The sequence below is a fragment of the Microbacterium sp. NPDC078428 genome, from assembly GCF_044542535.1.
GTDB lineage: Bacteria > Actinomycetota > Actinomycetes > Actinomycetales > Microbacteriaceae > Microbacterium > Microbacterium limosum.
Genome location: NZ_JBITUP010000004.1, coordinates 161,590 through 185,180 on the forward strand (window position 1 = coordinate 161,590; position 23,591 = coordinate 185,180).

The following is a 23,591-nucleotide window of genomic DNA, read 5'->3' on the forward strand; positions in this document are numbered from 1 at the left end:
TAGCGAGCGAGAGACCGGTTCAGACGGAGGTTCCGAACGTCGTCAGCAGGCGCTGGAGCGAATCCAGCCGCGCGGCGGCCGTCGGCCCGAGGCGGCCGGCGTGCAGGGCCTCCACGAGGGCGCAGTCGGGTGCGTCGGGCAGGTGGGTGCAGCCGCGAGGGCACTGCTCCGCGAGTTCCGCCAGGTCGGTGAAGGCGCGCAGGATGTTGGCCGGGTCGATGTGGCCGAGCCCGAACGATCGCACCCCCGGGGTGTCGATGACCCAGCCGTTGCCGGCGGGGGAGGTGTAGCGCAGGGACACCGTCGAGGAGGAGGTGTGGCGCCCGCGTCCCGTCACCTGGTTGACATGGCCCGTGGCTCGAAGCGCCGAGGGCACGAGGGCGTTGACGAGGGTGGACTTGCCCACTCCCGAATGCCCGACGAAGACGGTGGAGTGACCCACGAGCTCGGCGCCGATGCGCTCGAGAGGCATCTCGCCGCGGGCGCTCGTGATGACTTCGAGGTCGAGCCCCTCGAAGTGGGACAGGAAGTCGGTCGGGTCGGCGAGGTCGGCCTTCGTGACGACGAGAAGCGGCCGGATGCCGGCATCGAGCGCGGCGACGAGATATCTGTCCACGAGGCGCGCCCGCGGTTCGGGGTCGGCCGCGGCCACCACCACCAGCATCTGATCGGCGTTGGCGACGATGACCCGTTCGACCTGATCGGTGTCGTCGGCCGAGCGCCGCAGCAGGGTCCTGCGCTCCTCGACCCCGATGATGCGGGCGAGGGTGCCCTCGTCGCCCGTGGTGTCTCCGACCACACGAGCGGCGTCCCCCGTGACGATCGGCTGCTTGCGCAGTTCGCGGGCCCGGGTGGCGACCACCTCGCGCTCATCGACGGTGTCCTCGTGCAGGAGCACGGCGTAGCGCCCGCGATCGACCCCCAGGACTCGGCCGATGACCGCGTCGTCGTGGCTCGGGCGCCGTTTGGTCCGCGGCCGGTTTCCCTTCGGATTCGGCCGGACCCGGACATCCGCCTCGTCGTATTCGGGCTCGTCGTCGTCCGCGTCGTCGTCCCACCAGGCGGCGCCGGTCATGCGCGAACCCGCACCGTCCCGGTCATGCGGTCGCGCCCTCCGAGAGCATCTGCCGCCACAGCTGTGCGAACTGGGGAAGTGTCTTCGCGGTCACCCCGATGTCGTCGATGACGACGTCGGGCACGGCGAGCCCGATGAGCGCGCCGGTCGTGGCCATGCGGTGGTCGTGATGAGAGCGCCACACGCCGCCGTGCAGGGGACGCGGGGTCACCCGGATGCCGTCCGGAAGCTCCTGCGCATCGCCGCCGAGGGCGTTGATGCCGTCCACCAGGGCACGGATGCGATCGGTCTCGTGCAGTCGGATGTGCCCGATTCCCGTGATCGTCGAGACGCCGTCGGCAAGCGCTGCCAGGCCGACGATGGTCGGCGCGAGCTCCCCGGCGGCGGAGAGGTCCACGTCGAACGCGCGGACGCCGGAGCCCGTGAGCGTCAGCACCCCGCCGCGCCGATGAAGGCGCGCACCAGCGTCGTGGAGGATCTCGGTGAGCATGGCACCCGGCTGAGTGGAGTGGGCCGGCCAGCCCTTCACCGACACGGTGCCGCCGGCGATCATCGCCGCCGCCAGGAACGGCGCGGCGTTGGAGAGATCGGGCTCGATCGCGACGTCCTTCGCTCGCAGGGGGCCCGCGGCGACTACCCATTCGTTCGGGGCCGGGCGCTCGACGCGCACGCCCCGGTGGGCGAGGCACTCGATCGTCATGTCGATGTGCGGGATGCTCGGCAGGCGCCGACCCGTGTGGATCAGGTGAAGGCCGACGTCGAAGCGCGCCGCCGACAGCAGCAGGCCCGACACGAACTGGCTGGAGCGGGAGGCGTCGAGATGCACTTCGCCGCCCCGCACATGTCCGTGCCCCCGCACGGTGAACGGCAGGGACCAGTTGCCGCCGTCGTCCACGTCCACTCCGACCTCGCGCAGCGCGTGGATCATCTCGCCCATCGGGCGGTGGAGGGCGGTCTCGTGGGCGGTCATCCGCACGTCGCCGCGCGCGAACCCGGCGAGCGGGGCGACGAAGCGCATCACGGTGCCCGCCTGCCCGCAGTCGACCTCCGCGCCGCCCCGGAACGACGCCGGCGGGGTCACGACGAGGTTCGGTCCGTAGGGACCGGTGTGCTCGCTCTCCTCGATCGTCACGCCGAGGGTGCGGAGCGCGTCGACCATCCGAGCGGAGTCCTGGGAGTGCAGGGGAGCGGCAAGGGTGCTCGGCCCGTCGGCGAGCGCGGCGAGGACGAGCTCGCGCCCCGTCAGCGACTTCGAGCCGGGAAGCGTCAACTCGGCCCTCAACGGTCCATCCGCCTGCGGCGCACGCCAGGCGACGGCATCCCGCGCGACCACGGCACCGGGGTCGGGGTGCGGGGAATATCCGTCGTGTGTCATCGGGTTCCACCTTATCGAGCACACGAGAGGACGACATGATCCAGACACTGGAGCGCGGCCGCGAGGACGTCGCCAGCCTAGACTGGGTGGTCATGGACGACGAGCCCCGCGAGGACGCCGCGACGGGCGCCACCGCCCGCGATCAATTCGAGGAGCAGGCGCTTCCCTTCATGGACCAGCTCTACGGGGCCGCCATGCGGATGACGCGTAACCCGGCCGACGCCGCGGACCTCGTCCAGGAGACGTTCGTGAAGGCGTTCGGATCGTGGGCGAGTTTCCAGCAGGGCACGAACCTGAAGGCGTGGCTCTACCGCATCCTCACCAACACGTACATCAACACGTATCGGAAGAAGCAGCGCGAGCCCTACCAGGGCACGATCGACGATCTCGAGGACTGGCAGCTCGGCGGTGCCGAATCGACCACCGCGACGAGCAGCCGCTCGGCGGAGGCGGAGGCGATCGACCATATGCCCTCGTCGGCCGTGAAGGACGCCCTGCAGGCGATCCCCGAGGACTTCCGCCTCGCGGTGTACCTCGCGGACGTCGAGGGGTTCGCCTACCAGGAGATCGCCGACATCATGAAGACCCCGATCGGCACGGTCATGAGTCGCCTGCATCGTGGCAGGCGCATGCTGCGTGACCTGCTCGCCGATTATGCGAAGGAACGGGGCATCGCCCCCGCCGGCCCCAGGAGCGGAAAATGACGGACTGCGGATGTGAGAAGGCACGTCGCGACCTCGAGGAGTACCTGCGCGACGAGGTGTGCAAGACCGAGCACACGGACATCGCCGAGCATCTGGCGAAATGCCCCGCGTGCCGCGACGAGGCGCTCGTCGCGAAGACGCTCACGGAGGTCGTGGCGCGGGCGTGCCGCGAGACCGCGCCGGAGCAGCTCCGCGACCAGGTGCTCGCTCGTCTGCGCACCGCGCAGGCGACGCACCACTGATCACACGGTCTCGGGGGCCGCGGGGGGCGGCGGTGTCGGCCCGATAGCCTGGAACGATGCCTCAGCCCGACGCACGCACATTGCCCCTTGACGCCGAATCGCTCGCCGCGCTCGAGCGTCGCGGATTCGAGTACCGGCTCGTGGACTCCACCGATCCCGCGTCCGCCCGCGCGTACACCGAGGCCGAGAGCCGCGGCTTCCTCGGCGGCGAGAACACCGAGGAGGAGATCGCCGAGTTCCGCGAGGCGCTCGGCTACCGACGGTGGACGGGGGTGTTCGACGCCCCGGCGAGCGCGGGCGCGACGCCCGTGGCGACGATCAACTCCTGGGTCGGCGAGATGAGCGTGCCTGGCGCACGCACCGTCCCGTTCTGGGCCATCAGCGGCGTCACTGTCTCCGGCACCCGTCGCCGAAAGGGGATCGCCCGAGCGATGCTGGAGGGCGAGCTGCGCACGGCGGCGGCCGCCGGCATCCCCGTGGCCGGTCTGACCGTCTCGGAGGCCACGATCTACGGTCGATACGGTTTCGCGCCGGCCGTCCGGGTCGCGAACTGGGAGATCGACACCCGGCGCGCCGGGTGGGCCGGGCCGGAGACGACCGGTCGATTGGACCACGTCGACCGCGAGAGCGCCGTGGCGGTGCTCGGAGAGGTCCACGAGCGGGTGCGACGCGCAACCCCCGGAGAGGTCGACGGCTGGGAGGGCCGCTGGCGCCAGTTCGCGGGCGTGGCGCGGGGGACCGAGCACGCCGGACGCATCCGCATCGTGGCCTACAGCGATGCGCAGGGCGAGCACCGCGGCGTCCTGGTGTACCGCATCACGGAGGACGACTCCGACTTCGCTCGCAACACCCTGGACGTCCGGGTGCTGCTCGCCGAGACCCGTGAGGCCTACGCGGCGCTCTGGCGCTTCGTCGTCGAGCACGACCTCGTCCATCGCGTGCGGGCGCGTCTTCGGTCGGTGGATGAGCCGCTGCCCTGGCTGGTGCGCGACGAGCGCGGCCTGGAGGCGACGGTGCGCGATCACGGTTGGGTGCGCATCCTCGATGTGCCGACGGCGCTGCAGGCGCGTTCGTTCTCCGCGCCCGTCGATGTGGTGATCGCGGTGGAGGACCCGCTCGGCTTCGCCGACGGCGTGTGGCGGCTCTCGGTCGACGACTCGGGATCGGCGACGCTCACCCCGACCGACGAGAGCCCGCAGGCGACGCTGAGCGTCCGGGCGCTGGGCGCCGTCTACCTCGGTGGCGTGCGGCTGTCGACGCTGCGGTGGGCCGGTATGGTCGGCGGCTCCCCGGAGACCGTCGCCGCCCTCGACCGCGCCTTCGCGTCTCCCGTCGCTCCCTCGCTGGGCATCTGGTACTGACGACGAGGACGAAAGCGAAGAGGGGGGATGCCGCGGCATCCCCCCTCTTCGCATGCGGGCTCACTCGGCCGGAGCGAGCGCCTTCTTCATCAGCTCGGCGTGCTCCTGCGCGTGCACCTTCGGCGAGCCGGTGGCGGGCGAGGCGGCCGCGGCGCGCGTGATGGGCCGGATCGTACGGCCACCCAGATGGCGGACGATCTCGAGCGCGATGAACGGCCAGGCGCCCTGGTTCTCGGGCTCGTCCTGCACCCAGCAGAGCTGTGCGTCCGGGTAGCGGTCGATGACGGCCTTCAGCTCGTCGATCGGTGCCGGATAGAACTGCTCCACGCGCACCAGGGCGATGGCGGGGTCGGGGTTCTTGTCGAGCTCGCCGCGCAGATCCCAGTGGATCTTTCCCGCGTGCAGGAGCACCTTCTTCACCGCCGAAGCGTCGGGATGGCGGTTGTCGTCCAGCACGGGCTCGAAGCGTCCCTGCGTGAAGTCCTCCACCGGACTGGTCGCGCCGCGCAACCGCAGCATCGCCTTCGGGGTGAAGACCACCAGGGGGCGCCGGGGCCGCGCGTAGGCCTGACGACGCAGCAGATGGAAGTACGACGCGGGAGTGGACGGCCGGGCGACGATCATGTTGTCCTGGGCGCACATCTGCAGGTAGCGCTCGATGCGGGCGGAGGAGTGGTCGGGGCCCTGACCCTCGTAGCCGTGGGGGAGCAGCAGCGTGACGCTCGACTGCTGGCCCCATTTCTGGTCGGCGGAGGAGATGAACTCGTCGATGACCGACTGGGCGCCGTTGGCGAAGTCGCCGAACTGCGCCTCCCACAGCACGAGCGAGTCGGGACGCTCCACGGAATAGCCGTACTCGAACGCCATCGCGGCGTACTCGCTCAGCAGGGAGTCGTAGACCCAGAAGCGGCCCTGACGATCGCTGAGGTTGGCGAGGGGGATCCACTCCTGCCCGTTGGCGCGGTCGTGGAGCACCGAGTGGCGCTGCACGAACGTGCCTCGACGGGAGTCCTGTCCCGCCAGGCGGACGTTCGTGCCCTCCAGCAGCAGGGAGCCGAACGCCAGGAGCTCTCCGAACGCCCAGTCGATGCCGCCCTTGCGGCTCATGTCGAGGCGCTTGTCGAGCAGCTGCTGGATCTTCGGGTGAACCGTGAAGCCCTCGGGCTTGTTGACGAACGCGTCGCCGATCAGGCGCACGACGTCGCCGGAGACGCCGGTCGTCTCGAGCTCGCCCCAGTTCAGCTCCTCCTCGGCGCCGTCCACGGTGCCGTCGGTGACGATGTCGTGCGAGCCCGTCTCGGCGGCGTGGGTCTCGGCGAACGCGACCTCGAGGCGGTCCTGGAAATCGCGCTTGGCGCTTTCGTACTCCTCCTCGGTGATGTCGCCGCGACCCACCAGCGACTCGGTGTAGAGGCGCCGCACCGAGCGCTTGGCCTCGATGAGATTCGTCATCAGCGGCTGCGTCATCGAGGGGTCGTCGCCCTCGTTGTGTCCGCGTCGGCGGTAGCACACCACGTCGATCACGACGTCGCGGTGGAACTCCTCGCGGTAGGCGAAGGCGAGCTGGGCGACCCGGACGACGGCCTCGGGGTCATCGCCGTTGACGTGGAAGATCGGCGCCTGGATCGTCTTCGCGACATCCGTGGCGTACACCGAACTGCGGCCGTCCTGCGGGAGGGTCGTGAAGCCCACCTGGTTGTTCACCACGACGTGGATGGTGCCGCCGGTGCGGTAGCCGCGCAGCTGCGACATCTGCAGCGTCTCGACGACGACGCCCTGACCGGCGAAGGCCGCGTCGCCGTGGACGAGGATCGGCAGCCACGAGAACGACCCGATCGGGCGGCGGTCCTGCTTGGCGCGGACGATGCCCTCGAGCACGCCGTCCACGGTCTCCAGGTGGGAGGGGTTCGCTGCGAGGTACACGGGAAGCTCGGTGCCGCGGTCGTCGACGAACGTCCCCTCGGTGCCGAGGTGGTACTTCACGTCGCCGGACCCGCGCTTGTTGCCGAGGGCGACGCTTCCCTCGAACTCGCGGAAGACCTGGCCGTACGTCTTGCCGGCGATGTTCGTCAGCACGTTGAGGCGACCGCGGTGCGCCATGCCGATGGCCGCGCCGTCGAGCCGGGCCTCGGCGGCGCCCTGGAGGATCTCGTCGAGCAGCGGGATGAGCGCTTCGCCGCCCTCGAGGCTGAACCGCTTCTGCCCGACGTACTTCGTCTGCAGGAAGGTCTCGAACGCCTCGGCCTCGTTGAGCTTGGACAGGATGCGCAGCTGCTCGTCGTGGCCGGGCTTGGTGTACTTCACCTCGACCTTCTCCTGGAACCAGCGGCGCTGACCCGGGTCCTGGATGTGCATGTACTCGAGGCCGATGGTGCGGCAGTACGAGTCCCGCAGGACGCCGAGGATGTCGCGGAGCTTCATGACGCGCTTGCCGCCGAAGCCGCCCGTGACGAACTCGCGGTCGAGGTCCCAGAACGTCAGCCCGTGGTTCTCGATCTCGAGATCGGGGTGGGTGCGCTGGACGTACTCGAGCGGGTCGATGTCGGCCATGAGGTGCCCGCGGACGCGGAACGAGTTGATGAGCTCCTGCACGCGAGCCGTCTTGTCGATCCGTTCGGCGACGTCGACGTTGATGTCGCTCGCCCAGTGGATCGGGGCGTAGGGGATGCGCAGGGCCGCGAAGATGTCGTTGTAGAACCCGTGGTGCCCCGTGAGCAGCTCGTGGATCTTCTTGAGGAACTCGCCCGACCCGGCACCCTGGATGACGCGGTGGTCGTAGGTGCTCGTGAGCGTGATCGTCTTGCCGATCGCGAGCTCGCTGAGCGTCTTCTCGCTCGCGCCCTGGAACTCGGCGGGGTACTCCAGGGCACCGGCGCCGACGATGCAGCCCTGGCCCTTCATGAGGCGGGGAACGGAGTGCACCGTCCCGATGCCGCCGGGGTTGGTGAGCGAGATGGTCGTGCCCTGGAAGTCGGCCGCGGAGAGCTTGCCGGCGCGGGCGCGGCCGACGAGGTCCTCGTAGGAGGCGAGGTACTCGCCGAACGTCATCGTGTCGGCGCGCTTGATGCTCGGGACCATTAGCGCACGCGTGCCGTCCGGCTTGGGCAGGTCGATCGCGATGCCGAGGTTGATGTGCGCGGGAGCGACGACGGAGGGCTTGCCGTCGATCTCGGCGTAGAAGACGTTCTGGCTGGGGAACGCCTTGAGCGTCTGGATGATGGCCCAGCCGATGAGGTGGGTGAAGCTGATCTTGCCGCCCCGCGTGCGCGACATGTGGTTGTTGATGACGATGCGGTTGTCGATCATCAGCTTCGCGGGGATGGTGCGCACGCTGGTCGCGGTGGGGACGGTCAGCGACTCGTCCATGTTCGCGGCGAGGGTCTTCGGCATTCCCCGCAGGGGCGTGACCTTGTCGTCTTCGAGCGCCTCGTCCGAGCCGCCCGCTGTGGAGACGGGCGCCTGCGCGGGGATCGGCTGCGGCGACGCGGGCCGCGCCGTCGTGCGCGCGACCGGCTGCGCGCCGATCACGGGCACGGGGGCGGTGACGGGGCGCGGCTCGCCGAAGCCTTCGCCTCGTGCGGCGGCCGGGGCATCCGCCTTGGGCGGCGCAGCCTCCGAGACCTGCTCGGAACGCGCGGGCGTCGAAGGCGCCGGGTCCGCGTGCTCGTCGACGGGGTGATAGGCCTCGAGGACCGGCCACCATGCCTTGTCGACGGAGTTCTTGTCTGCTTTGAACTGCTCGTAGAGTTCGTCGACGAGCCATTCGTTGGCCCCGAATTCACCCTCGCTCGAAGTCCCGACGCCCGTCACCTGGCTCGACACGGCTCGATCGCCCACTTTCATCGGTGCAGATTGGTTCGCGCGGGCATCCGGTGGCGCCCGTGCACGACTGTCAAGCCTAACCCAGTTTGCCCGGCGGGTCGGCGTGAGCGCGGAGGGCGACGGATACGTTAACGACATGGACTTTCACGGACCTGCCCCGCAGGTCGATCTGACCTACTCCGACGTCTTCCTCGTCCCGCGCCGCTCCGCGGTGACGAGCAGGCTCCAGGTCGACCTCGCACCCCGGGACGGCACCCCCGCGACCCTCCCGCTGGTCTCCGCCAACATGAACTCGGTGACCGGTGCGCGGCTGGCTGCGACGCTGGCGCGGCGCGGCGGGATCGGCGTGCTGCCGCAGGACATGCCGCTGCAGGAGCTCGATGCGGCGATCCGGTGGGTCAAGCGTCAGCCGGTCGCATGGGACACGCCGCTCGTCCTGCCGCCGGGGGCGACGGTCGCGGATGCCCTGCGCCTGCTCCCGCCGACGTCGGGTCACGGCATCGTCGTCGCGGATCCGGCGGATCGGATCGACGCGGCCGGCATCCGGGGCGTCGTCCCCGCGTCGCGTCTCGCGACGGCGCTGCCGGATGCGCGCCTGGGCGACCTGGCACGCAACGATGTCCCCGCGCTCGACGCGGAGGACGTGTCCGACCCGCGTGCGGCCTTCGACGTGATCGAGGCCGCCGGCGCCGAGATCATGTGCGTCACCGAGCACGGCCATCTCGTCGGCACGCTCAGCCGCCGGAGTGCGCTGCGCGGCACGCTGTACCGTCCCTCGCTGGATCGCTCGGGACGCCTCGCGGTGGCCGCCGCGATCGGCATCAACGGGGATCCGGCGGGCAAGGCGAGCGCGCTGGCCGCCGCCGGAGTCGACGTGCTCGTCGTGGACACCGCTCACGGGCACCAGGAGGGCATGCTCGAGGCCCTCCGAGCCGTCGCCGACCTCGGCCTGCGCATCCCCCTCGTCGCGGGGAACGTCGTCACGGCCGAGGGCGTGTACGACCTCGTCACCGCCGGCGCCACGATCCTCAAGGTCGGGGTGGGGCCCGGCGCGATGTGCACGACCCGCATGATGACGGCCGTGGGCCGGCCGCAGTTCTCCGCGGTCCTGGAGACGGCGGAGGCGGCCCGCGCGATGGGCGCCCATGTGTGGGCGGACGGCGGGGTGCGATACCCGCGAGACGTCGCCCTCGCGCTGGCCGCGGGTGCGGCATCCGTCATGATCGGGTCGTGGTTCGCCGGCACGATCGAGGCGCCCGGCGAGCTGCTCACCGATGCCGACGGCCGGCCCTACAAGGAGTCGTGGGGGATGGCCTCCACGAAGGCGGTGCAGGAGCGGTTCGGGCGGCTGGATGCCTATGAGCGTGCCCGCAAGGAGCTCTTCGCCGAGGGGATCTCCTCGTCGCGGATCTACCTCGACCCGCTCCGGCCGGGCCTCGAGGACCTCCTCGACATGATCACCTCCGGCGTGCGCTCCTCCTTCACCTACGCCGGGGCGTCGGACGTGCCGGAGTTCCACGAGAGGGCGCTCGTGGGGCTGCAGTCCGCGGCGGGGTACGAGGAGGGCAAGGCCCTGCCCGTCAGCTGGTGACGCGCGCGGCGCGGGGGAGACCGCCGATAGACTGAGCGGCACAATGGACGACCCTCCTAGTCGCAGACCCTCGCCCCACCGCCCGCACCCCCTCGAACGAGGGTGTGACGCATGACGTACGAGTACCTCATGCTGGGCGTGGGGCTCCTGCTCATCGTCGGCACCGGACTCTTCGTCGCCAGCGAGTTCGCGCTCGTCAATCTCGACCGTGCCGATCTCGAGGCACGCCGCGAGAAGGGCGAGTCGAGGCTGTCGCTGACGATCGGCGCGCTGCGGATCACGTCGACGCACCTCTCCAGCGCCCAGCTCGGCATCACGCTGACGACGCTGCTGACCGGCTACACGATGGAGCCGGCCCTCTCGAACCTGCTCCGGCCGGTGCTGACCGGCTGGGGTCTGCCCGGGGGGCTGGTCTCGCCGCTGGCCGTGATCGTCTCGGTCACCGTCGCGACGATGCTGTCGATGATCATCGGCGAGCTCGTCCCCAAGAACTTCGCGCTCGCGCTGCCGCGCCAGACCGCGAAGCTCGTGATGCCCTTCCAGGTCGCCTTCACGACGGTCTTCCGGCCCGCGATCGTGGTGCTGAACGGGTCGGCCAACGCCGTCCTGCGTTCGCTCGGCGTCGAGCCCAAGGAGGAGCTCTCCGGGGCGCGCACGGCCGATGAGCTGTCGTCCCTCGTGCGGCGCTCCGCGAGCGCCGGCCTCCTGGAGCAGGACACCGCGTCGCTGCTGAACCGCACCCTGACGTTCTCGCGGCTGAGCGCGGCGGATGTGATGACCCCGCGGCCCAGCATGCACTGCGTCGCCCGCGACGACTCCGCGGACGATGTCATCCAGCTGGCCCGGCGGACCGGTCACAGCCGGTTCCCCGTGTTCGGCGAGTCGCTCGATGACATCGTCGGCGTCGTCCACCTGAAGGCCGCCGTGAGCGTTCCCCGCGACAGGCGCGCCGACGTCCCGGCCGCCGCGCTCGCGAGCGAGCCCCTGCGCGTGCCGGAGACGGTGCGGCTCGACGCGCTCATCGCGGAGCTGCGGGCGCGGGGCTACCAGCTGGCGATCGTGGTCGACGAGTACGGCGGCACGGCCGGCGTCGTGACGCTCGAGGATCTCGTCGAGGAGATCGTCGGCGAGGTCTCGGACGAACACGATCGCAGCCGCACGGGACTCGTGCGGGGCAAGGACTCCCTGACGTTCCCCGGAGCCTGGCGTCCCGACGAGCTGCTCGACCGCACCGGCATCCGGGTGCCGGAGGGCGAGGTCTACGACACCGTGGGGGGTCTCATCATGAGCCGCCTGCAGAGGATCCCCGTCGCGGGGGACGAGATCGAGCTCGAGGACGGAGCGCTCTCCGTGCTGCGCATGGACGGTAGGCGGGTCGATCGGGTGCGCTACGTTCCGCGACCTCCGGAGGACACCGGGCTCGAACCCCCCGCCGAGACGGGGCCGCAGCGGCTGCTGCGTGCGCGCGGGCAGAACGAGCGGGGTGAGCGATGAGCGACTGGGCGGGAATCGTCTGGCTCGTGGTGCTGCTGATCGCCAACGCCTTCTTCGTCGGCGCCGAGTTCGCCGTGATCTCGGCGCGCCGTTCCCAGATCGAGCCCCTCGCCGAGCGGGGATCCCGTGCGGCGAAGACGGCGCTGTACGCGATGGAGCATGCCACGCTCATGCTCGCCACCTCGCAGCTGGGCATCACGATCTGCTCGCTGCTGATCCTGAACGTCTCGGAGCCCGCGATCCACCACCTGCTCGAGGTTCCGTTCGGGCTGACGGGGCTTCCCGAGGCCGCCGTCGATGTCACGGCGTTCGTCGTCGCGCTCCTGGTGGTGTCGTACCTGCACGTGGTGTTCGGCGAGATGGTGCCGAAGAACCTCGCGTTCTCGCTGCCCGACCGTGCGGTCCTGATCCTCGCGACGCCGCTCGTGTGGGTCGCGCGCGTGTTCCACCCGATCATCTTCACGCTCAACTGGATCGCCAACCACGTACTGCGGCTGTTCAAGGTGGAGCCCAAGGACGAGGCCGCGTCGACCTTCACGCTCGACGAGGTCGCCACGATCGTGGCGCAGTCGACGCAGGAGGGGGTGCTGCTGGACCGCACGGGCGCCGTCGTGGCCGCGGTGGAGTTCACCGACAAGAAGGCCCGTGACATCGCCGTGCCGCTGGACGCGCTCGTCACCCTGCCCGAGACGACGACGCCCGCCGAGGTCGAGCGGGCGGTCGCATCGCACGGGTACTCGCGGTACGTGATCGTCGACGCCCAGGGGGAGCCGATCGGCTATGTGCACCTCAAGGACATCCTGAGGGCCACCGAGTCGCCGGATGCCGGGGCCGACGTGCCGGTGCCGGCCAAGCGCATCCACCACATGATCCCCGTGCAGGAGAGCACCGACCTCGAGGACGTGCTCGCCACGATGCGCCGCGCCGGACGCCACCTGGCGCGCGTGCGCGACGAGCAGGGCGCGACCACGGGGGTGGTGTTCCTCGAGGACATCATCGAGGAGCTCGTGGGCGAGGTGCAGGACGCGACGCGGCGGCGCTAGGTCGCCGCACGCGTCATCGGTCGGGCGGCGCGCCCGCGTGCGTCAGGACGCGCGGACGCGGGCCGCGCGCTCGTACTGCGAGGGCCACAGCTCGAGCCCTTCGCCGAGCTCGGCAGCGGCGCGGAGGGCGAAGTGCGGGTCGCGCAGCCACTCCCTCGCGGCGAAGACCGCGTCCGCGTCGCCGGCGGCGAGGATCCGCTCTGCCTGGGCCCCCTCGGTGATGACGCCCACCGCGCTGACGGGCAGTCCCGTCTCGCGGCGCACGTGCGCGGCGAGCGGCACCTGGTAGCCCGGGCCCGCCGTGATCCGCTGGTGGGCGACCAGGCCTCCGCTGGAGATGTCGAAGAGGTCCGCGCCCGCGTCGGCGGCCCACCGGGCCACCGTCGCGGTGTCCTCGATGCCCCATCCGCCCTCGGCGGCGTCCGTGCCCGAGAAGCGGACGAACACGGGGACGCCGTCGCCGACGGCGTCCCGCACGGCGCCGACGACCCGGAGCAGGAGGCGGGCGCGATTGCCGAGCGTGCCGCCGTACTCGTCGTCGCGCGTGTTGCTGAGCGGGGAGAGGAACTCGTGCAGCAGGTACCCGTGGGCCGCGTGGATCTCGAGCACCTGGAACCCCGCGCCCACCGCCCGTCGCGCGGCGTCGGCGAAGGCGGTCACGGTCCGCTCGATCTCGGCGCGGTCCATGGGGAGCGGGTCGGCGTAACCGCTGTAGGCGATCGGCGAGGGCGCGAGGGTGCGCCACCCGCCCTGCGCCTCGGGCACGGAGCCGCGCTCGCCGGAGAACGGCCACCAGGTCGAGGCCTTGCGCCCGGCGTGCGCGAGCTGCACGCCGGCGACGGCGCCGCGGGCGCGGATCGCGGCGACGACGGGGGCCCAGGCATCCGCCTGTGCATCGTTCCAGATGCCGACATCGCGCGGGGAGATGCGCCCTTCGGGCGTGACGGCGGTCGCCTCGGCCATCACCAGCCCCGCCCCGCCCGAGGCGAACTGCGCGAGGTGCACGTGGTGCCAATCGTTCGGCATGCCCTCCTCGGAGCTGTACATGCACATGGGGGCGACCCACAGGTGGTTGCGCATCTGCACGCCGCGCACGGCGAGGGGCTGGAAGAGCAGGCTCACGGTTCTCCTTCGCGGGCGGGGGGTCCGCCGGTAGCGTGAGGGCGTGATCACGCCCCTCGAGTGGAACGCCGCGCGAGCGGCCTCCCATCTGCGAATGCCAACCGACGACGACGACAAGTATTCCCGCGGCGTGGTCGGCATGCGCACCGGCTCCGTGCCGTATCCGGGCGCCGCGGTCCTCGGAGTCCAGGCCGCCTGGCGGGCCGGTGCGGGCATGGTGCGCTACGTCGGGCCCGATGCCGTCGGCGACGCCGTGCTCGCGCGTCGCCCCGAGACCGTGCGCGGCGAGGGCCGGGTGCAGGCGTGGGTGATCGGCTCCGGCACGGATGCCTCGGTGCGGGATACCGGGGAGACCGCCGCTCTTCGCGAGCTCCTCGCGGGTGACGTGCCCGTCGTCGCGGATGCCGGGGCCCTGGATCTCGTCGCGGGCTCCCGCGCGCCGCTCGTCGTGACGCCGCACGGCCGCGAGTTCGCCCGTCTTCGCGAGGCCCTGGGCCTTGCTCCCGCGGGCGATGACCGGGCCGAGGCCGCGGTCGAGACCGCCGCGGCGCTCGGTGCCGTCGTGCTGCTGAAGGGCTCCCGCACGCTCGTCGCGACCGGGGAGGGCTGGGTCGCCTCCGTCGCGGCGGGAACCCCGTGGCTCGCCACGGCGGGCACGGGGGACGTGCTGGCGGGTGTGATCGGCGCGCTGGTCGCCGCCCGTTCGGATGCCGCCGCGGCGGATCGCCGGCTGCTGGCGTCCCTGGCGGCCACCGCCGCCTGGATACACGGGGCGGCGGGCCGCGGTGCGGCGGGCCAGGGCGAGGGCGGACCCGGGCACCCGCTCGTCGCACTGGACGTGGCCGATGCAGTGCCCGCCGTCGTGGGGGAGCTGCTGCGCGTGACGTGAGGGACGGCGGCGGCGCGCCTAGGATGATCGCGTGTCCGCGCGTGCTCTCCTGTGGGCGGCGTTCGCCGTCGTCCACGTCGCGGTGGCCGCGTTCGGGTGGTTCCTACCCAACCAGCCGATGGGCGACGTCTACCTCGTCTACGAGCACTGGGCGCGCGCTGCGGCATCCGGCTCGGCCGTCGTCGGCATCACCGAGACCTTCGTCTATCCGCACCTCGCGCTGCTGCCGATGCTCGCCGCGCTCGGGCTGTCGTGGGTGGGTGGCTACATCGTCGCCTGGGCCATCGTCGTCACGGCGCTGGATGCCGTCGCCTTCGCCCTGCTCCTCGGGGACGGCCGATCGGCGGGCCGCACCGTGGCGGGCTGGTTCTGGATGGCGTACCTCGCCCTCCTCGGGCCCGTCGCGATCTACCGCATCGACGCCATGACCGTGCCGCTCGCGGTGGCGGGGCTCCTGCTCCTCGCGCGACGACCGCGGATCGCCGCGGCCCTTCTGAGCGTGGGCATGTGGATCAAGGTGTGGCCCGTCGCGCTGCTGGCCGCGGCGTTCGTCGCGCTGCGCCGCCGCCTCGAGGTGCTCGGGACGGCGCTCGCGGTCTCGGCGGCGGTGGTGCTTCTCGTCGTCTCCGCGGGGGGCGCGGCGCACCTGGCCGGCTTCATCGGCGCACAGACCGGGCGCGGGCTGCAGCTGGAGGCGCCCGTGAGCACGGTCTACCTGTGGCGCGCGGTGTTCGGCGTGGACGGGTCCTTCATCTTCTACGACCCGGACATCCTCACGTTCCAGGTCACGGGGCCCGGTGTCGACACGGTCATCGCGCTCATGACGCCCGTCCTGATCGCCGGTGTCGTCGGCATCGTGCTCGTCGGGGCGGTGAAGGCCCGCCGCGGTGCCTCGTTCCTGCGCCTGTTCCCGCCGTTGGCGCTCGCACTCGTGCTCGTGCTGATCGTGACGAACAAGGTCGGGTCGCCGCAGTTCCAGACGTGGCTCATCGCGCCCCTCGTGCTCTGGCTCGTCCTGGACCGCCGGCGCGCCGCCGCCCCCGCCGTGCTGGCCGGGATCGTCGCCGCGCTGACGCAGGCGATCTACCCCATGGTGTACGGCGGCCTCCTGGGCGCGCAGTTCCTGCCGGTCCTGCTCCTCACGCTGCGCAACGCCACCGAGATCGCGCTGCTGGTCGTCGTCCTGGTGCGGCTGGTCGGCGTGCCCGTCCCGACGCGGCGGCGGGAGGCGGGTCACGTCCCGCTGCCGACGCCGTAGCCCTGCAAGACGAAGCAGCCCCGCAAACGAAGGAGAGAACCCATGATCGTCGCATTCTCGGTCGCACCCAGCGGCACCGGACGCGCGGACGCCTCGGTGCACGACGCCGTCGCCGCCGCCGTCACGGTCGTGCGCGAGTCCGGATTGCCGCACCGCACGTCGTCGATGTTCACCGAGATCGAGGGGGAGTGGGACGAGGTGTTCGCCGTCGTACGCGCGGCCACCGAGGCCGTCATGCCCTTCGGCTCGCGCGTCTCGCTCGTCCTCAAGGCCGACATCCGGCCGGGGTACTCGGGAGAGCTCGACGGCAAGCTCGAGCGCCTCGAGCGCGCGCTCGGCGGCGTCGACGACGACCCGGTCATCTGAGCGCGCCGCACTTCGAATCGTTTCGACGCCTGCGCTAGAGTAGGCGACCATGACCCCCGCACATCCTCGTCGGGGGGCGGCGACGTGGGCGCTCCTCTCCCTCGCCGTCGGAAGCTTCGGCATCGGCATGACCGAGTTCGTCGTCATGGGACTGCTGCCCCAGATCGCTCAGGACCTGCTGCCCGAGCTCTGGACGCGCTCCCCGGACGATGCCATCGCCGCCGCGGGATGGCTCATCACTCTCTACGCGCTCGGCGTCGTGGTGGGCGCGCCGACCGTCTCGGGGCTCGTGGCGCGCTTCCCGCGCAATCGCGTCATCGTCGGACTCGCCGCGGCCATGGCGGTCTTCTCGGTGCTGACGGTACTGGCCCCGACCTTCGAGCTGGTCGCCGTATCGCGGTTCCTCGCGGGTCTGCCGCACGGCGGGTTCTTCGGCATGGGCGCACTCATCGCCGCCGACCTGCTCGGCCCCGGCAAGCGTGCGCAGGGCGTCGCGATCGTCCTGACGGGCCTGACGGTCGCGAACGTCGTCGGTGTGCCCCTCGGTACCTGGCTCGGCCAGGTGACGGGATGGCGTTCCGCCTTCGCGGTCGTCGCCGCCATCTTCGTCGTCTGCGCGGTCATGCTCGCGTTCTTCACGCCTCCGCATGCGGGGGATCCCTCACGTACCTTCCGCGCCGAGCTGCGCGTCTTCCGCATGGGTCAGGTGTGGCTCGCGCTCGCGATCGGGGCGATCGGCTTCGGCGGTTTCTTCGCCGTCTACAGCTACGTCTCCCCGCTCGTGACGGAGGTGGCCGGCAGCCCCGAGTGGGTCGTCCCGATCGTGCTCGTGGTCATGGGGGTCGGCATGACCGTCGGCAACCTCCTCGGGGGGCGGCTCGCCGACGCGAACCTCCGTGCGACCCTCATCGTCTCGCTCATCGTCCTCGCCCTCGTCCTGTCGCTGCTGGCGTTGTCCGCCGCGTGGATCGTGCCCCTCGTCATCCTCGTCTTCGCGGTGGGGGCGACCTCCGCCATCACGAGCCCCGCCATCCAGACCCGCCTCATGGATGTCGCGGGGGACAACCAGTCCATCGCGGCGGCGCTGAACCACTCCGCGCTCAACATCGGCAACAGCCTCGGCGCCTTCCTCGGGGGCGTCGTCATCGCAGCCGGGTGGGGCTTCGTCATGCCCGCCTGGACGGGCGTCGTGCTCGCGATCCTGGGGGTCGGGATCGCGCTGCTGAGCTTCCGCCTGGAACGCGACGGCGGCAGGGCGACCCGCCGGGTCGGCGCCGAGGACCCCGCGAACCCGCCCGCCGAGGCCGTCGGGGTCGCGACCGGCCCGATCGGCCGGGGCTGATCGGGCGCGCCGCGGGGCTCAGTCCTCGAGCAGCCGGCGCAGGTGCTCGCCCACGACGGGCGTCTCGATGAGGAAGCCGTCGTGCCCGAAGTCGCTCGCGATGATCGTCGCGTGGTCGCCGTCGAGCGTGTCGGGGATGCTGCGGGCGATGCGCTGCTGCCCCTCGACGGGGAACAGCCGGTCGCTGTCGATCCCCAGCACGAGGGTGCGGGCGGTGACGGCCCGGAGGGCCTCCTCGACGCCGCCGCGATCGCGTCCCACGTCGTGGGAGTTCATCGCGTTGACGAGGGTGATGTAGCTGTTGGCGTCGAACCGGCGGGTGAAGCGGTTGCCGTGGAAGTCGAGGTACGACTCCACCGCGAACCGGCCCCCGCGGCCCAGCGGGCTCACGCCCGACTGCCAGGACCGCTGGAACCTCTGATTGAGCTCCGTGGGGCTGCGGTAGTTCAGCAGGGCCATGCGCCGCGCGAGCGCGAGCCCGCGGTGGGGGCCGTCGCCGTCGCCGGCGTCGTAGTACTCGCCGCGCGCGAATCGCGGGTCCATCGCGATCGCCTCGAGCTGCACGGAGTTGAGCGCGATCTGGTCGGCGCTCGCCAGCGGCGGGGCCGCGATGATCGCCGCCCGCTCCACGCGGTGCGGGTGCCCCGCCGCCCACTCGAGGGCGTGCATGCCGCCCATCGATCCGCCCACGACCGCTGCCCACGTGTCGATGCCGAGCGCGTCGGCCAGGCGTACCTGGGCCTGCACCTGGTCGCGGATCGTGAGGTACGGGAACCGCGCCGCCCATTCGTAGCCGTCGGGGGCGATGCTGGCCGGGCCGGTGGAGCCCTGGCATCCGCCCAGCATGTTGGGGGCGATCACGAACCAGCGGTCGGTGTCGATCGGCGCGCCGGGGCCGACGATGTCGGGCCACCAGCCGTCGGTGGAATGGCCCGGTCCGGCCTCGCCGCGCACATGGCTGTCGCCCGTGAGGGCGTGCAGGACGAGCACGGCGTTGTCGCGTGCCGCGTTCAGCTCGCCCCAGCTCTCGTAGGCGATGCGGATCGAGGGCAGCTCCGCGCCGCCCTCGGTGCGGAAGGCCCCGAACGCCGCGAAGCGCCGTTCGCCGAGGGGATCGCCGTCGCGCCACGCCCCGGTGGCGGGGGGACGGCCGAGCAGCATGCGCGCGTCGGCCTCCGTGACGGGTGCCGCGGGCGCCGTGTCCTCGGAGCTCTGCCAGTCCACGAAACAACATCCTTTTCTTCGGATTGGGTGTGTTCATCAAACGCTACCGTCACCGCCGAGCGGTGCGAGCGTTGTTACGGGTCGCGAAAGTCGACCAGCGAGCGTCTTTTTACGACCTCTGATCGGGGAAAAACTAGTGCTACGTTCATGTAGGTCGCCGACTCTCTGTGACCGAGAGGAGCGAAAATATCGGGGCTTACGGAAGCGGCCGCGCGATTCGGGCCGCGGCGTGTCGAGTCGCGGCGCACTTGTGCGTGGGTCAACTGCGCCGCCACGAGGAGAGATGACCGATGCTGGTCGGTGCTGGGCGGAGAGCGCTAGCCGATGGGGTCCCATCGACGCAAAAAGCACACAAAATGTCACCCGACGATGACCTCGACACGCCGAAGAGAGTTATCCACAGGTGTGGAGCAAGAAAGCCGTCTCTGACCGGGCATGCTGTGGATGAGATCGTAGATAGGTTCGAATACCCGCGGGATTCCGCGTAACGAGCGTCGCGGGGGCCGCGCGAGCCTGTGGATGAACCCGTGTTCTGTGGCGCGTCGGCGGTGGATAACTACAGCCGTGTAACTACTACCCCTTGGGGTCGCCGCCAATGTCGGTACCCATATGTAGTATTCGAAGCAAGGTCAGCGATGGCCCAGTCAAAGCACGACAACCCCGATTCCGGGGGAGCCGGGTCGGGGTTGAGAGCACCAAACTGTAGGAGGGATGGTGTGATCAACTTTAGTCCCACCGTAAGAGGGTGAGTCCACCAGGGACTCGCCGCGGGGCTCTAGGTCTTTGGCGTGAGGTTCCGAGGGGGAACCGCAATGTCCCTTTGCACCGCACCTGTCCGAGGCCATATTCGAGGGGGAGGCGCCGACTGTCCCGTGCATGGCCGCTCGTCGGGGTACCGCTATGGCGGCTACTCGCGTCCCACATACACCCCGCCGCCCGTATACACGCCGCCGCCTCGTCGGCACGCCAGCTACGCGAGCAAGTCCTCCGGGGGTGGCGGGGGTACTTCGAGTCGCTCCCGGCGCTCGACGGTCACGTACAGTGCGGCCGAGTATCGAACGCTCAACCCTGTGCGCGAGCAGGTCGTGCGCCTCGCGAACACAGCTAGCGAGCGTCGCGACCTGTTCCTCTGCCACGCCTGGGGGGACCGTCGAGGCGCCGCCCTGGACTTCTACAACCTGTTGACCGGGCTCGACGTGAAGGTCTGGTTTAGTGAGAAGGACGTTCCTTTGGGTACGCCGCTGATGCGGCAGATTGACAAGGGCTTGAAGAACTCGCGAGCCGGGATCGTGCTCGTCACCCCGGCATTGCTTCAGAGCCTCGATGCGGAAGGCGTCGCGGATCGGGAGTTGTCGGTGCTTTTGAACTCCGGTCGTGTCATCCCGGTCGTGCATGACACCACGTTTGCTGAGTTGCTCGACGTGAGCCCGATGCTCGCGTCGCACGCAGGGCTGACCACCGCGGACTACGACTCGCTTGACGTGGTCGCCGCGATGATCGCTGACACCGTGCTCATCGACTGAGGGACCTCGTTCGAACAGAGAACGCTCATCGCTATACGCGATGGGCGTTCTCTGTCGAGAGGGCCTTATGACGCCACGTAGGTCGACTCGCGCAAGTCAATTTACGTGGTCTGATCAGGTAAAAAGGGGTGCTAGCTTCGTCATATCAGCCGATGGTCGGCAGTGGGAAGCGGGGTAGGTCTGTGTCAAAGTTCGAGCTCGCCGTTGCGCGGTATGGATGGCAGAAAGTCGAAGCGGCTGCGTTCACCTGGGCGGGTAGATTGCGCCGACCGGAGCAGGGCTGTCCGGCGCTTGTCGGCGCTTGGCGCCGTGCGGTTGCCGATGTGGTTGACGACTTCGTCGCGGCGGATGGCGTCTACGGGCTCCGCGATCTTGCAAAGAGGATCGTGCACGGGGTTGAGGGTCCAGCAACGCGCGCCAACGTGCTCGACGATGCGGTCGCGCGGTGGTCACGTTGCGTTGAGGCGCTCGATACCCACAGCGGTGCTCCCTCGTCTTTTCCGCAGACTGTTTTGTCAGCGAGCGACCTCGACGCCATCGCGGCGGTCGCGGCGGAGAGGTGCGGTACTCGACGCGAGCCGAGGCTCGCGGCATCGCGAGCCTGAAACAACGAAACGCCCCCGGCCCGCTCCTAAGTGGAGCGGACCGGGGGCGAAGGTGCGCGCTGAGGCCGCGAAAAGTAGAGCCTACGTGTACCGCAAAAACAGACGGGCGATACGTACCCAATGGCAGACGCTATGCCGCACCGGGAGGGAAGGGACGGGGGTGGGGGAGTCACCCCCCACCCCCGTCGGCTCGCGCAGGCACATGCGTTTACACGTGCCGCGGGGCCGGGGTGCCCTCGTCGGTCAGGGCGGATGTGCGTGCCGCGCGAGGTCACTAGCCTCGCCGCGCGCTGTCGGTTGGCGCCGATGGGCGCCGCTTTCGACGGAGCGCCCGTCGTGCCGGTTCCCAACCGGCCACGGGCTCACACCACGCGGGTAATCAGTCCGCCGTGTGCACTCGCCGCGCCCCCGAAAGGAGTAGGGCCGCAAGCTCACGATGATTGCCCATGGCGTGGCGTCATCGTGCGGTCACGCTCGCCGCGCGGTGGGCGCGGGGAGGTGTAGGGGTGAAGGTGGGTGGCGTCGGCTCAGGCCGGGGTCGAGCGGGGGCGGGTGGGTGTGTGCGCGCGGCGGATGAGCGTGCGCTCTCGCGACGTGAGGTAGACGCCGCGGGGGTTGCCGACGGCTCGGCGGGCCGCGTGGATGACGATGAGGCGCACGAGCTCGGGGGCGCACGTGCGCCATGTCTGGGCGGTGCGGCTGGGCACGTCGGCCAGGGCGAGGCCTGTGGCGTCGCCGAGGGCGAGCTCAGCGTCGCGCGCCTGAGACCGGGCGGGCTCGCCCTCGACGAGCGCGATGAGCTCGGCGAGCGTGGGCGGGAGCCCGCTAGACATGGGCGATTCGGGCTCGCAGGGCGGCGAGGCGCGCGGCGCGGGCGACGGGTGCCTCGCCGCGTTGTGAGGCAACGGTGCGGAGGCGGTCGCGGCGGGCGGCGCGGACGGCTCGCTCTGCCCGGGAGGTGTTGGTGCGGCGGCTCACGGGCGGCGGCCCTTCCTGGAGCGGTGCGCCGGGGTGGCTCGGTAGCCGTGAGAGGCGAGCCAGATGCGGAGCTCGGCGATAGTGGCCTCGTTGGGGCGGGCGAGGACGAGCGCGCCCATGGTGGGGGTGAGGACGGCCAGGGCGGCGGCGGCGAGGAGCTCGACGACGTCGAGGGGGATGCCGAACCGGGCGGCTGCGAGATCGCGTGTGCCGATCCATCGGCCCTCGAATGCCTCGACGGCGAGGCCGGCGCCGACGGTCACGAGGGTCGCGTCGTCGACGGTGTCGAGCGAGCGCATGATGTCCTCGTCGCGGATAAGTCTGAGGAACGTTTCGCGCCGGGTTCCGGTCGGGTCGGTCAGCGGGAAGTCAACGGAAGTCATAGAGTTCTGTCCAGTCGTTAAGGGCGGGGGCGCGAGCTCGCCCGGGGCCGGTGGGGCCGGGGACGAGCTCGCGGGTTGGCGCCGGGGCGCCGGGGGTGTTAAGCGCCGGTTGCGATGCGGACAGCGCCGCCGTGCTCGACGAGGTCGACGGTGCCGTCCTCGTTGTCGACGGGGAGCGGCATGGCCTGTACCGCGGCGAACGTGCCCACGAGGGAGCGGTCGGCGGCGACGCTGCTGTCGTAGTCGTTCACGACGCGCACGGCGAATTGGGCGCCGTTTTCGTCGTCCAGCACGGGCGTCACGATGCTCGCGCCATACGCGGCGCCCTGGGGCACCATGGGGGCGCGGGCGACGAGCGTGAACGCTTGCGGGATGAACGCGACGATGTCCTCGGCGTCGAGTCGGGTGGACTCGATCACCTCGAAGCCGCGGACCTTGCCGTCGGCGTCGAAGCCCTGGCCGACGGGTGCGTCGAGGAGGTCGGCGTAGACGGACGAGCCGACCGCGGCGCGGAGGATCGCGTCGCCGGGGACGCCGTTGCCGCGGAGCATGCGGCGAGCCGCGGTGAACGCCTTGGCCGGGGTGGCTGCCGCGTAGGTGATGCCCGTGGCGGCGGGGGTTGCGGTCATGGTCGCGGCGGTGAGTGCCTCGACCTTGGCGGCGATGGCGCGCGTTTGCGGGGCCAGCACCTGACTCGCGTAGTCCTTGAGGGAGAGCGACAGGTCGCCCTCGGAGAGGATGGCGAGGTTGTAGATGTGGTCCGCGAGGGTGACCTCGATGAATTGCTCGGAGAGCTCATCGGCCACGAGTGCCGTGGCCTTGTCGTACACGCCGCGGGTGCGCGTCGGGATGGCCGCGGGGACCGGGACGCGAACCTTGTTGCCCTTGCCGGGTGCGAACTCGGCCTCGACGTCGCGACTGATGAGCGAGGCGAGGTTGAAGTCCTTACCGACGAGCTTTGCGGCGATGACGGCGACGTGGTTGATGTCGAGGTTGAAGGTGTTTGCCATGGTGGCGGGTCTCCTTAGGAGTGGTGGCGCGAAGGTCACGCGGGGGTGGGTGGGTGGAGACCGCGTCTTGCGGTGGGTGACGTCCTCGCTCCTTGAGGTCGGATGTCGGGTGTTGCGTTGTGCGGATGGCGCGCTCAGTTGGCCCCTTGGGCGGCGCCGAGAGCGTCGAGGTGCCCCATGCCGT

At 70.8% G+C, this 23,591-nt stretch carries 20 protein-coding genes; 12 read left to right on the top strand and 8 right to left on the bottom strand.

Translation table 11 applies throughout. From position 1 onward, the window contains the following. Window positions 1-19: 19 nt before the first annotated feature. Both rsgA and aroA read right to left on the bottom strand, forming a co-directional pair. On the bottom strand, window positions 20-1,075 hold the full coding sequence (rsgA, locus tag ACIGCK_RS09210) for a ribosome small subunit-dependent GTPase A (RefSeq protein WP_396665534.1): 1,056 nt from the start codon (window positions 1,073-1,075) through the stop codon (window positions 20-22). Window positions 1,076-1,097: 22 nt separating this feature from the next. Continuing rightward, window positions 1,098-2,450, bottom strand: a complete 1,353-nt coding sequence (gene aroA / locus ACIGCK_RS09215) for a 3-phosphoshikimate 1-carboxyvinyltransferase (RefSeq protein ID WP_396665536.1) — start codon at window positions 2,448-2,450, stop codon at window positions 1,098-1,100. 35 nt (window positions 2,451-2,485) lie between these two features. On the opposite strand from aroA, the gene ACIGCK_RS09220 reads away from it, so the two are divergent. Genes ACIGCK_RS09220 through ACIGCK_RS09230 form a run of 3 tightly spaced genes read left to right on the top strand, consistent with a single transcriptional unit; the run spans window position 2,486 to window position 4,757 of the window. Further along, window positions 2,486-3,154, top strand: coding sequence for a sigma-70 family RNA polymerase sigma factor (locus ACIGCK_RS09220; protein ID WP_396665538.1), 669 nt, complete (start codon window positions 2,486-2,488; stop codon window positions 3,152-3,154). Next, window positions 3,151-3,396: an anti-sigma factor family protein gene (locus tag ACIGCK_RS09225; protein ID WP_396665540.1), complete on the top strand. Its 246-nt coding sequence runs from the start codon at window positions 3,151-3,153 to the stop codon at window positions 3,394-3,396. Before ACIGCK_RS09220 ends, ACIGCK_RS09225 begins: the two co-directional genes overlap by 4 nt. A gap of 56 nt (window positions 3,397-3,452) precedes the next feature. Further along, on the top strand, window positions 3,453-4,757 hold the full coding sequence (locus tag ACIGCK_RS09230) for a GNAT family N-acetyltransferase (RefSeq protein WP_396665542.1): 1,305 nt from the start codon (window positions 3,453-3,455) through the stop codon (window positions 4,755-4,757). 60 nt (window positions 4,758-4,817) lie between these two features. Here the strand turns inward: ACIGCK_RS09230 and ACIGCK_RS09235 are convergent, their stop codons facing one another. After that, complete coding sequence (locus ACIGCK_RS09235; RefSeq protein ID WP_396665772.1) at window positions 4,818-8,579, bottom strand: multifunctional oxoglutarate decarboxylase/oxoglutarate dehydrogenase thiamine pyrophosphate-binding subunit/dihydrolipoyllysine-residue succinyltransferase subunit; 3,762 nt, start codon at window positions 8,577-8,579, stop codon at window positions 4,818-4,820. Between the two features lie 136 nt (window positions 8,580-8,715). Between ACIGCK_RS09235 and ACIGCK_RS09240 the strand changes: the two genes are divergently transcribed. From ACIGCK_RS09240 to ACIGCK_RS09250, 3 genes are all read left to right on the top strand, one after another. Further along, the gene (locus ACIGCK_RS09240) at window positions 8,716-10,170 is read left to right on the top strand and encodes a GuaB1 family IMP dehydrogenase-related protein (protein ID WP_396665544.1); all 1,455 of its coding nucleotides are present in this window, start codon (window positions 8,716-8,718) and stop codon (window positions 10,168-10,170) included. A 111-nt stretch (window positions 10,171-10,281) separates the two neighbouring features. Then, window positions 10,282-11,664 (top strand): hemolysin family protein, encoded by a 1,383-nt coding sequence (locus ACIGCK_RS09245; protein ID WP_396665545.1) that lies wholly within the window; start codon window positions 10,282-10,284, stop codon window positions 11,662-11,664. Continuing rightward, entirely contained in the window at window positions 11,661-12,707 is a 1,047-nt protein-coding gene (locus ACIGCK_RS09250) for a hemolysin family protein (protein ID WP_330169896.1), read from the top strand. Before ACIGCK_RS09245 ends, ACIGCK_RS09250 begins: the two co-directional genes overlap by 4 nt. A gap of 42 nt (window positions 12,708-12,749) precedes the next feature. Here the strand turns inward: ACIGCK_RS09250 and ACIGCK_RS09255 are convergent, their stop codons facing one another. Further along, the gene (locus tag ACIGCK_RS09255; protein ID WP_396665547.1) at window positions 12,750-13,829 is read right to left on the bottom strand and encodes an NADH:flavin oxidoreductase/NADH oxidase; all 1,080 of its coding nucleotides are present in this window, start codon (window positions 13,827-13,829) and stop codon (window positions 12,750-12,752) included. 94 nt (window positions 13,830-13,923) lie between these two features. Here ACIGCK_RS09255 and ACIGCK_RS09260 point away from each other — a divergent pair, with 94 nt between their 5' ends. Genes ACIGCK_RS09260 through ACIGCK_RS09275 form a run of 4 tightly spaced genes read left to right on the top strand, consistent with a single transcriptional unit; the run spans window position 13,924 to window position 17,684 of the window. Next, complete coding sequence (locus tag ACIGCK_RS09260) at window positions 13,924-14,718, top strand: NAD(P)H-hydrate dehydratase (RefSeq protein WP_396665774.1); 795 nt, start codon at window positions 13,924-13,926, stop codon at window positions 14,716-14,718. A gap of 31 nt (window positions 14,719-14,749) precedes the next feature. Further along, a complete protein-coding gene (locus tag ACIGCK_RS09265) occupies window positions 14,750-15,976 on the top strand; it encodes a glycosyltransferase 87 family protein (protein ID WP_396665549.1) in 1,227 nt (408 codons plus the stop codon). A gap of 42 nt (window positions 15,977-16,018) precedes the next feature. Beyond that, window positions 16,019-16,342 carry a thiamine-binding protein gene (locus ACIGCK_RS09270; RefSeq protein WP_330169893.1) on the top strand — a complete coding sequence of 108 codons (324 nt, stop codon included), beginning with the start codon at window positions 16,019-16,021 and terminating at the stop codon, window positions 16,340-16,342. Between the two features lie 49 nt (window positions 16,343-16,391). Beyond that, on the top strand, window positions 16,392-17,684 hold the full coding sequence (locus ACIGCK_RS09275) for an MFS transporter (protein ID WP_396665551.1): 1,293 nt from the start codon (window positions 16,392-16,394) through the stop codon (window positions 17,682-17,684). A gap of 18 nt (window positions 17,685-17,702) precedes the next feature. Here the strand turns inward: ACIGCK_RS09275 and ACIGCK_RS09280 are convergent, their stop codons facing one another. Continuing rightward, complete coding sequence (locus tag ACIGCK_RS09280; RefSeq protein WP_396665553.1) at window positions 17,703-18,908, bottom strand: homoserine O-acetyltransferase; 1,206 nt, start codon at window positions 18,906-18,908, stop codon at window positions 17,703-17,705. Window positions 18,909-19,978: 1,070 nt separating this feature from the next. Here ACIGCK_RS09280 and ACIGCK_RS09285 point away from each other — a divergent pair. Together ACIGCK_RS09285 and ACIGCK_RS09290 are read left to right on the top strand one after the other, a co-directional pair. Beyond that, complete coding sequence (locus ACIGCK_RS09285; RefSeq protein WP_396665555.1) at window positions 19,979-20,431, top strand: toll/interleukin-1 receptor domain-containing protein; 453 nt, start codon at window positions 19,979-19,981, stop codon at window positions 20,429-20,431. A gap of 182 nt (window positions 20,432-20,613) precedes the next feature. Beyond that, window positions 20,614-21,036: a hypothetical protein gene (locus tag ACIGCK_RS09290; RefSeq protein ID WP_396665557.1), complete on the top strand. Its 423-nt coding sequence runs from the start codon at window positions 20,614-20,616 to the stop codon at window positions 21,034-21,036. A gap of 527 nt (window positions 21,037-21,563) precedes the next feature. On the opposite strand, the gene ACIGCK_RS09295 is transcribed toward ACIGCK_RS09290, so the two are convergent. From ACIGCK_RS09295 to ACIGCK_RS09305, 3 genes are all read right to left on the bottom strand, one after another. Beyond that, window positions 21,564-21,869 carry a hypothetical protein gene (locus ACIGCK_RS09295; RefSeq protein ID WP_396665559.1) on the bottom strand — a complete coding sequence of 102 codons (306 nt, stop codon included), beginning with the start codon at window positions 21,867-21,869 and terminating at the stop codon, window positions 21,564-21,566. Between the two features lie 141 nt (window positions 21,870-22,010). Then, window positions 22,011-22,397 (bottom strand): hypothetical protein, encoded by a 387-nt coding sequence (locus ACIGCK_RS09300; RefSeq protein WP_396665561.1) that lies wholly within the window; start codon window positions 22,395-22,397, stop codon window positions 22,011-22,013. A gap of 98 nt (window positions 22,398-22,495) precedes the next feature. Further along, on the bottom strand, window positions 22,496-23,407 hold the full coding sequence (locus ACIGCK_RS09305) for a hypothetical protein (RefSeq protein WP_396665563.1): 912 nt from the start codon (window positions 23,405-23,407) through the stop codon (window positions 22,496-22,498). Between the last annotated feature and the right edge of the window lie 184 nt (window positions 23,408-23,591).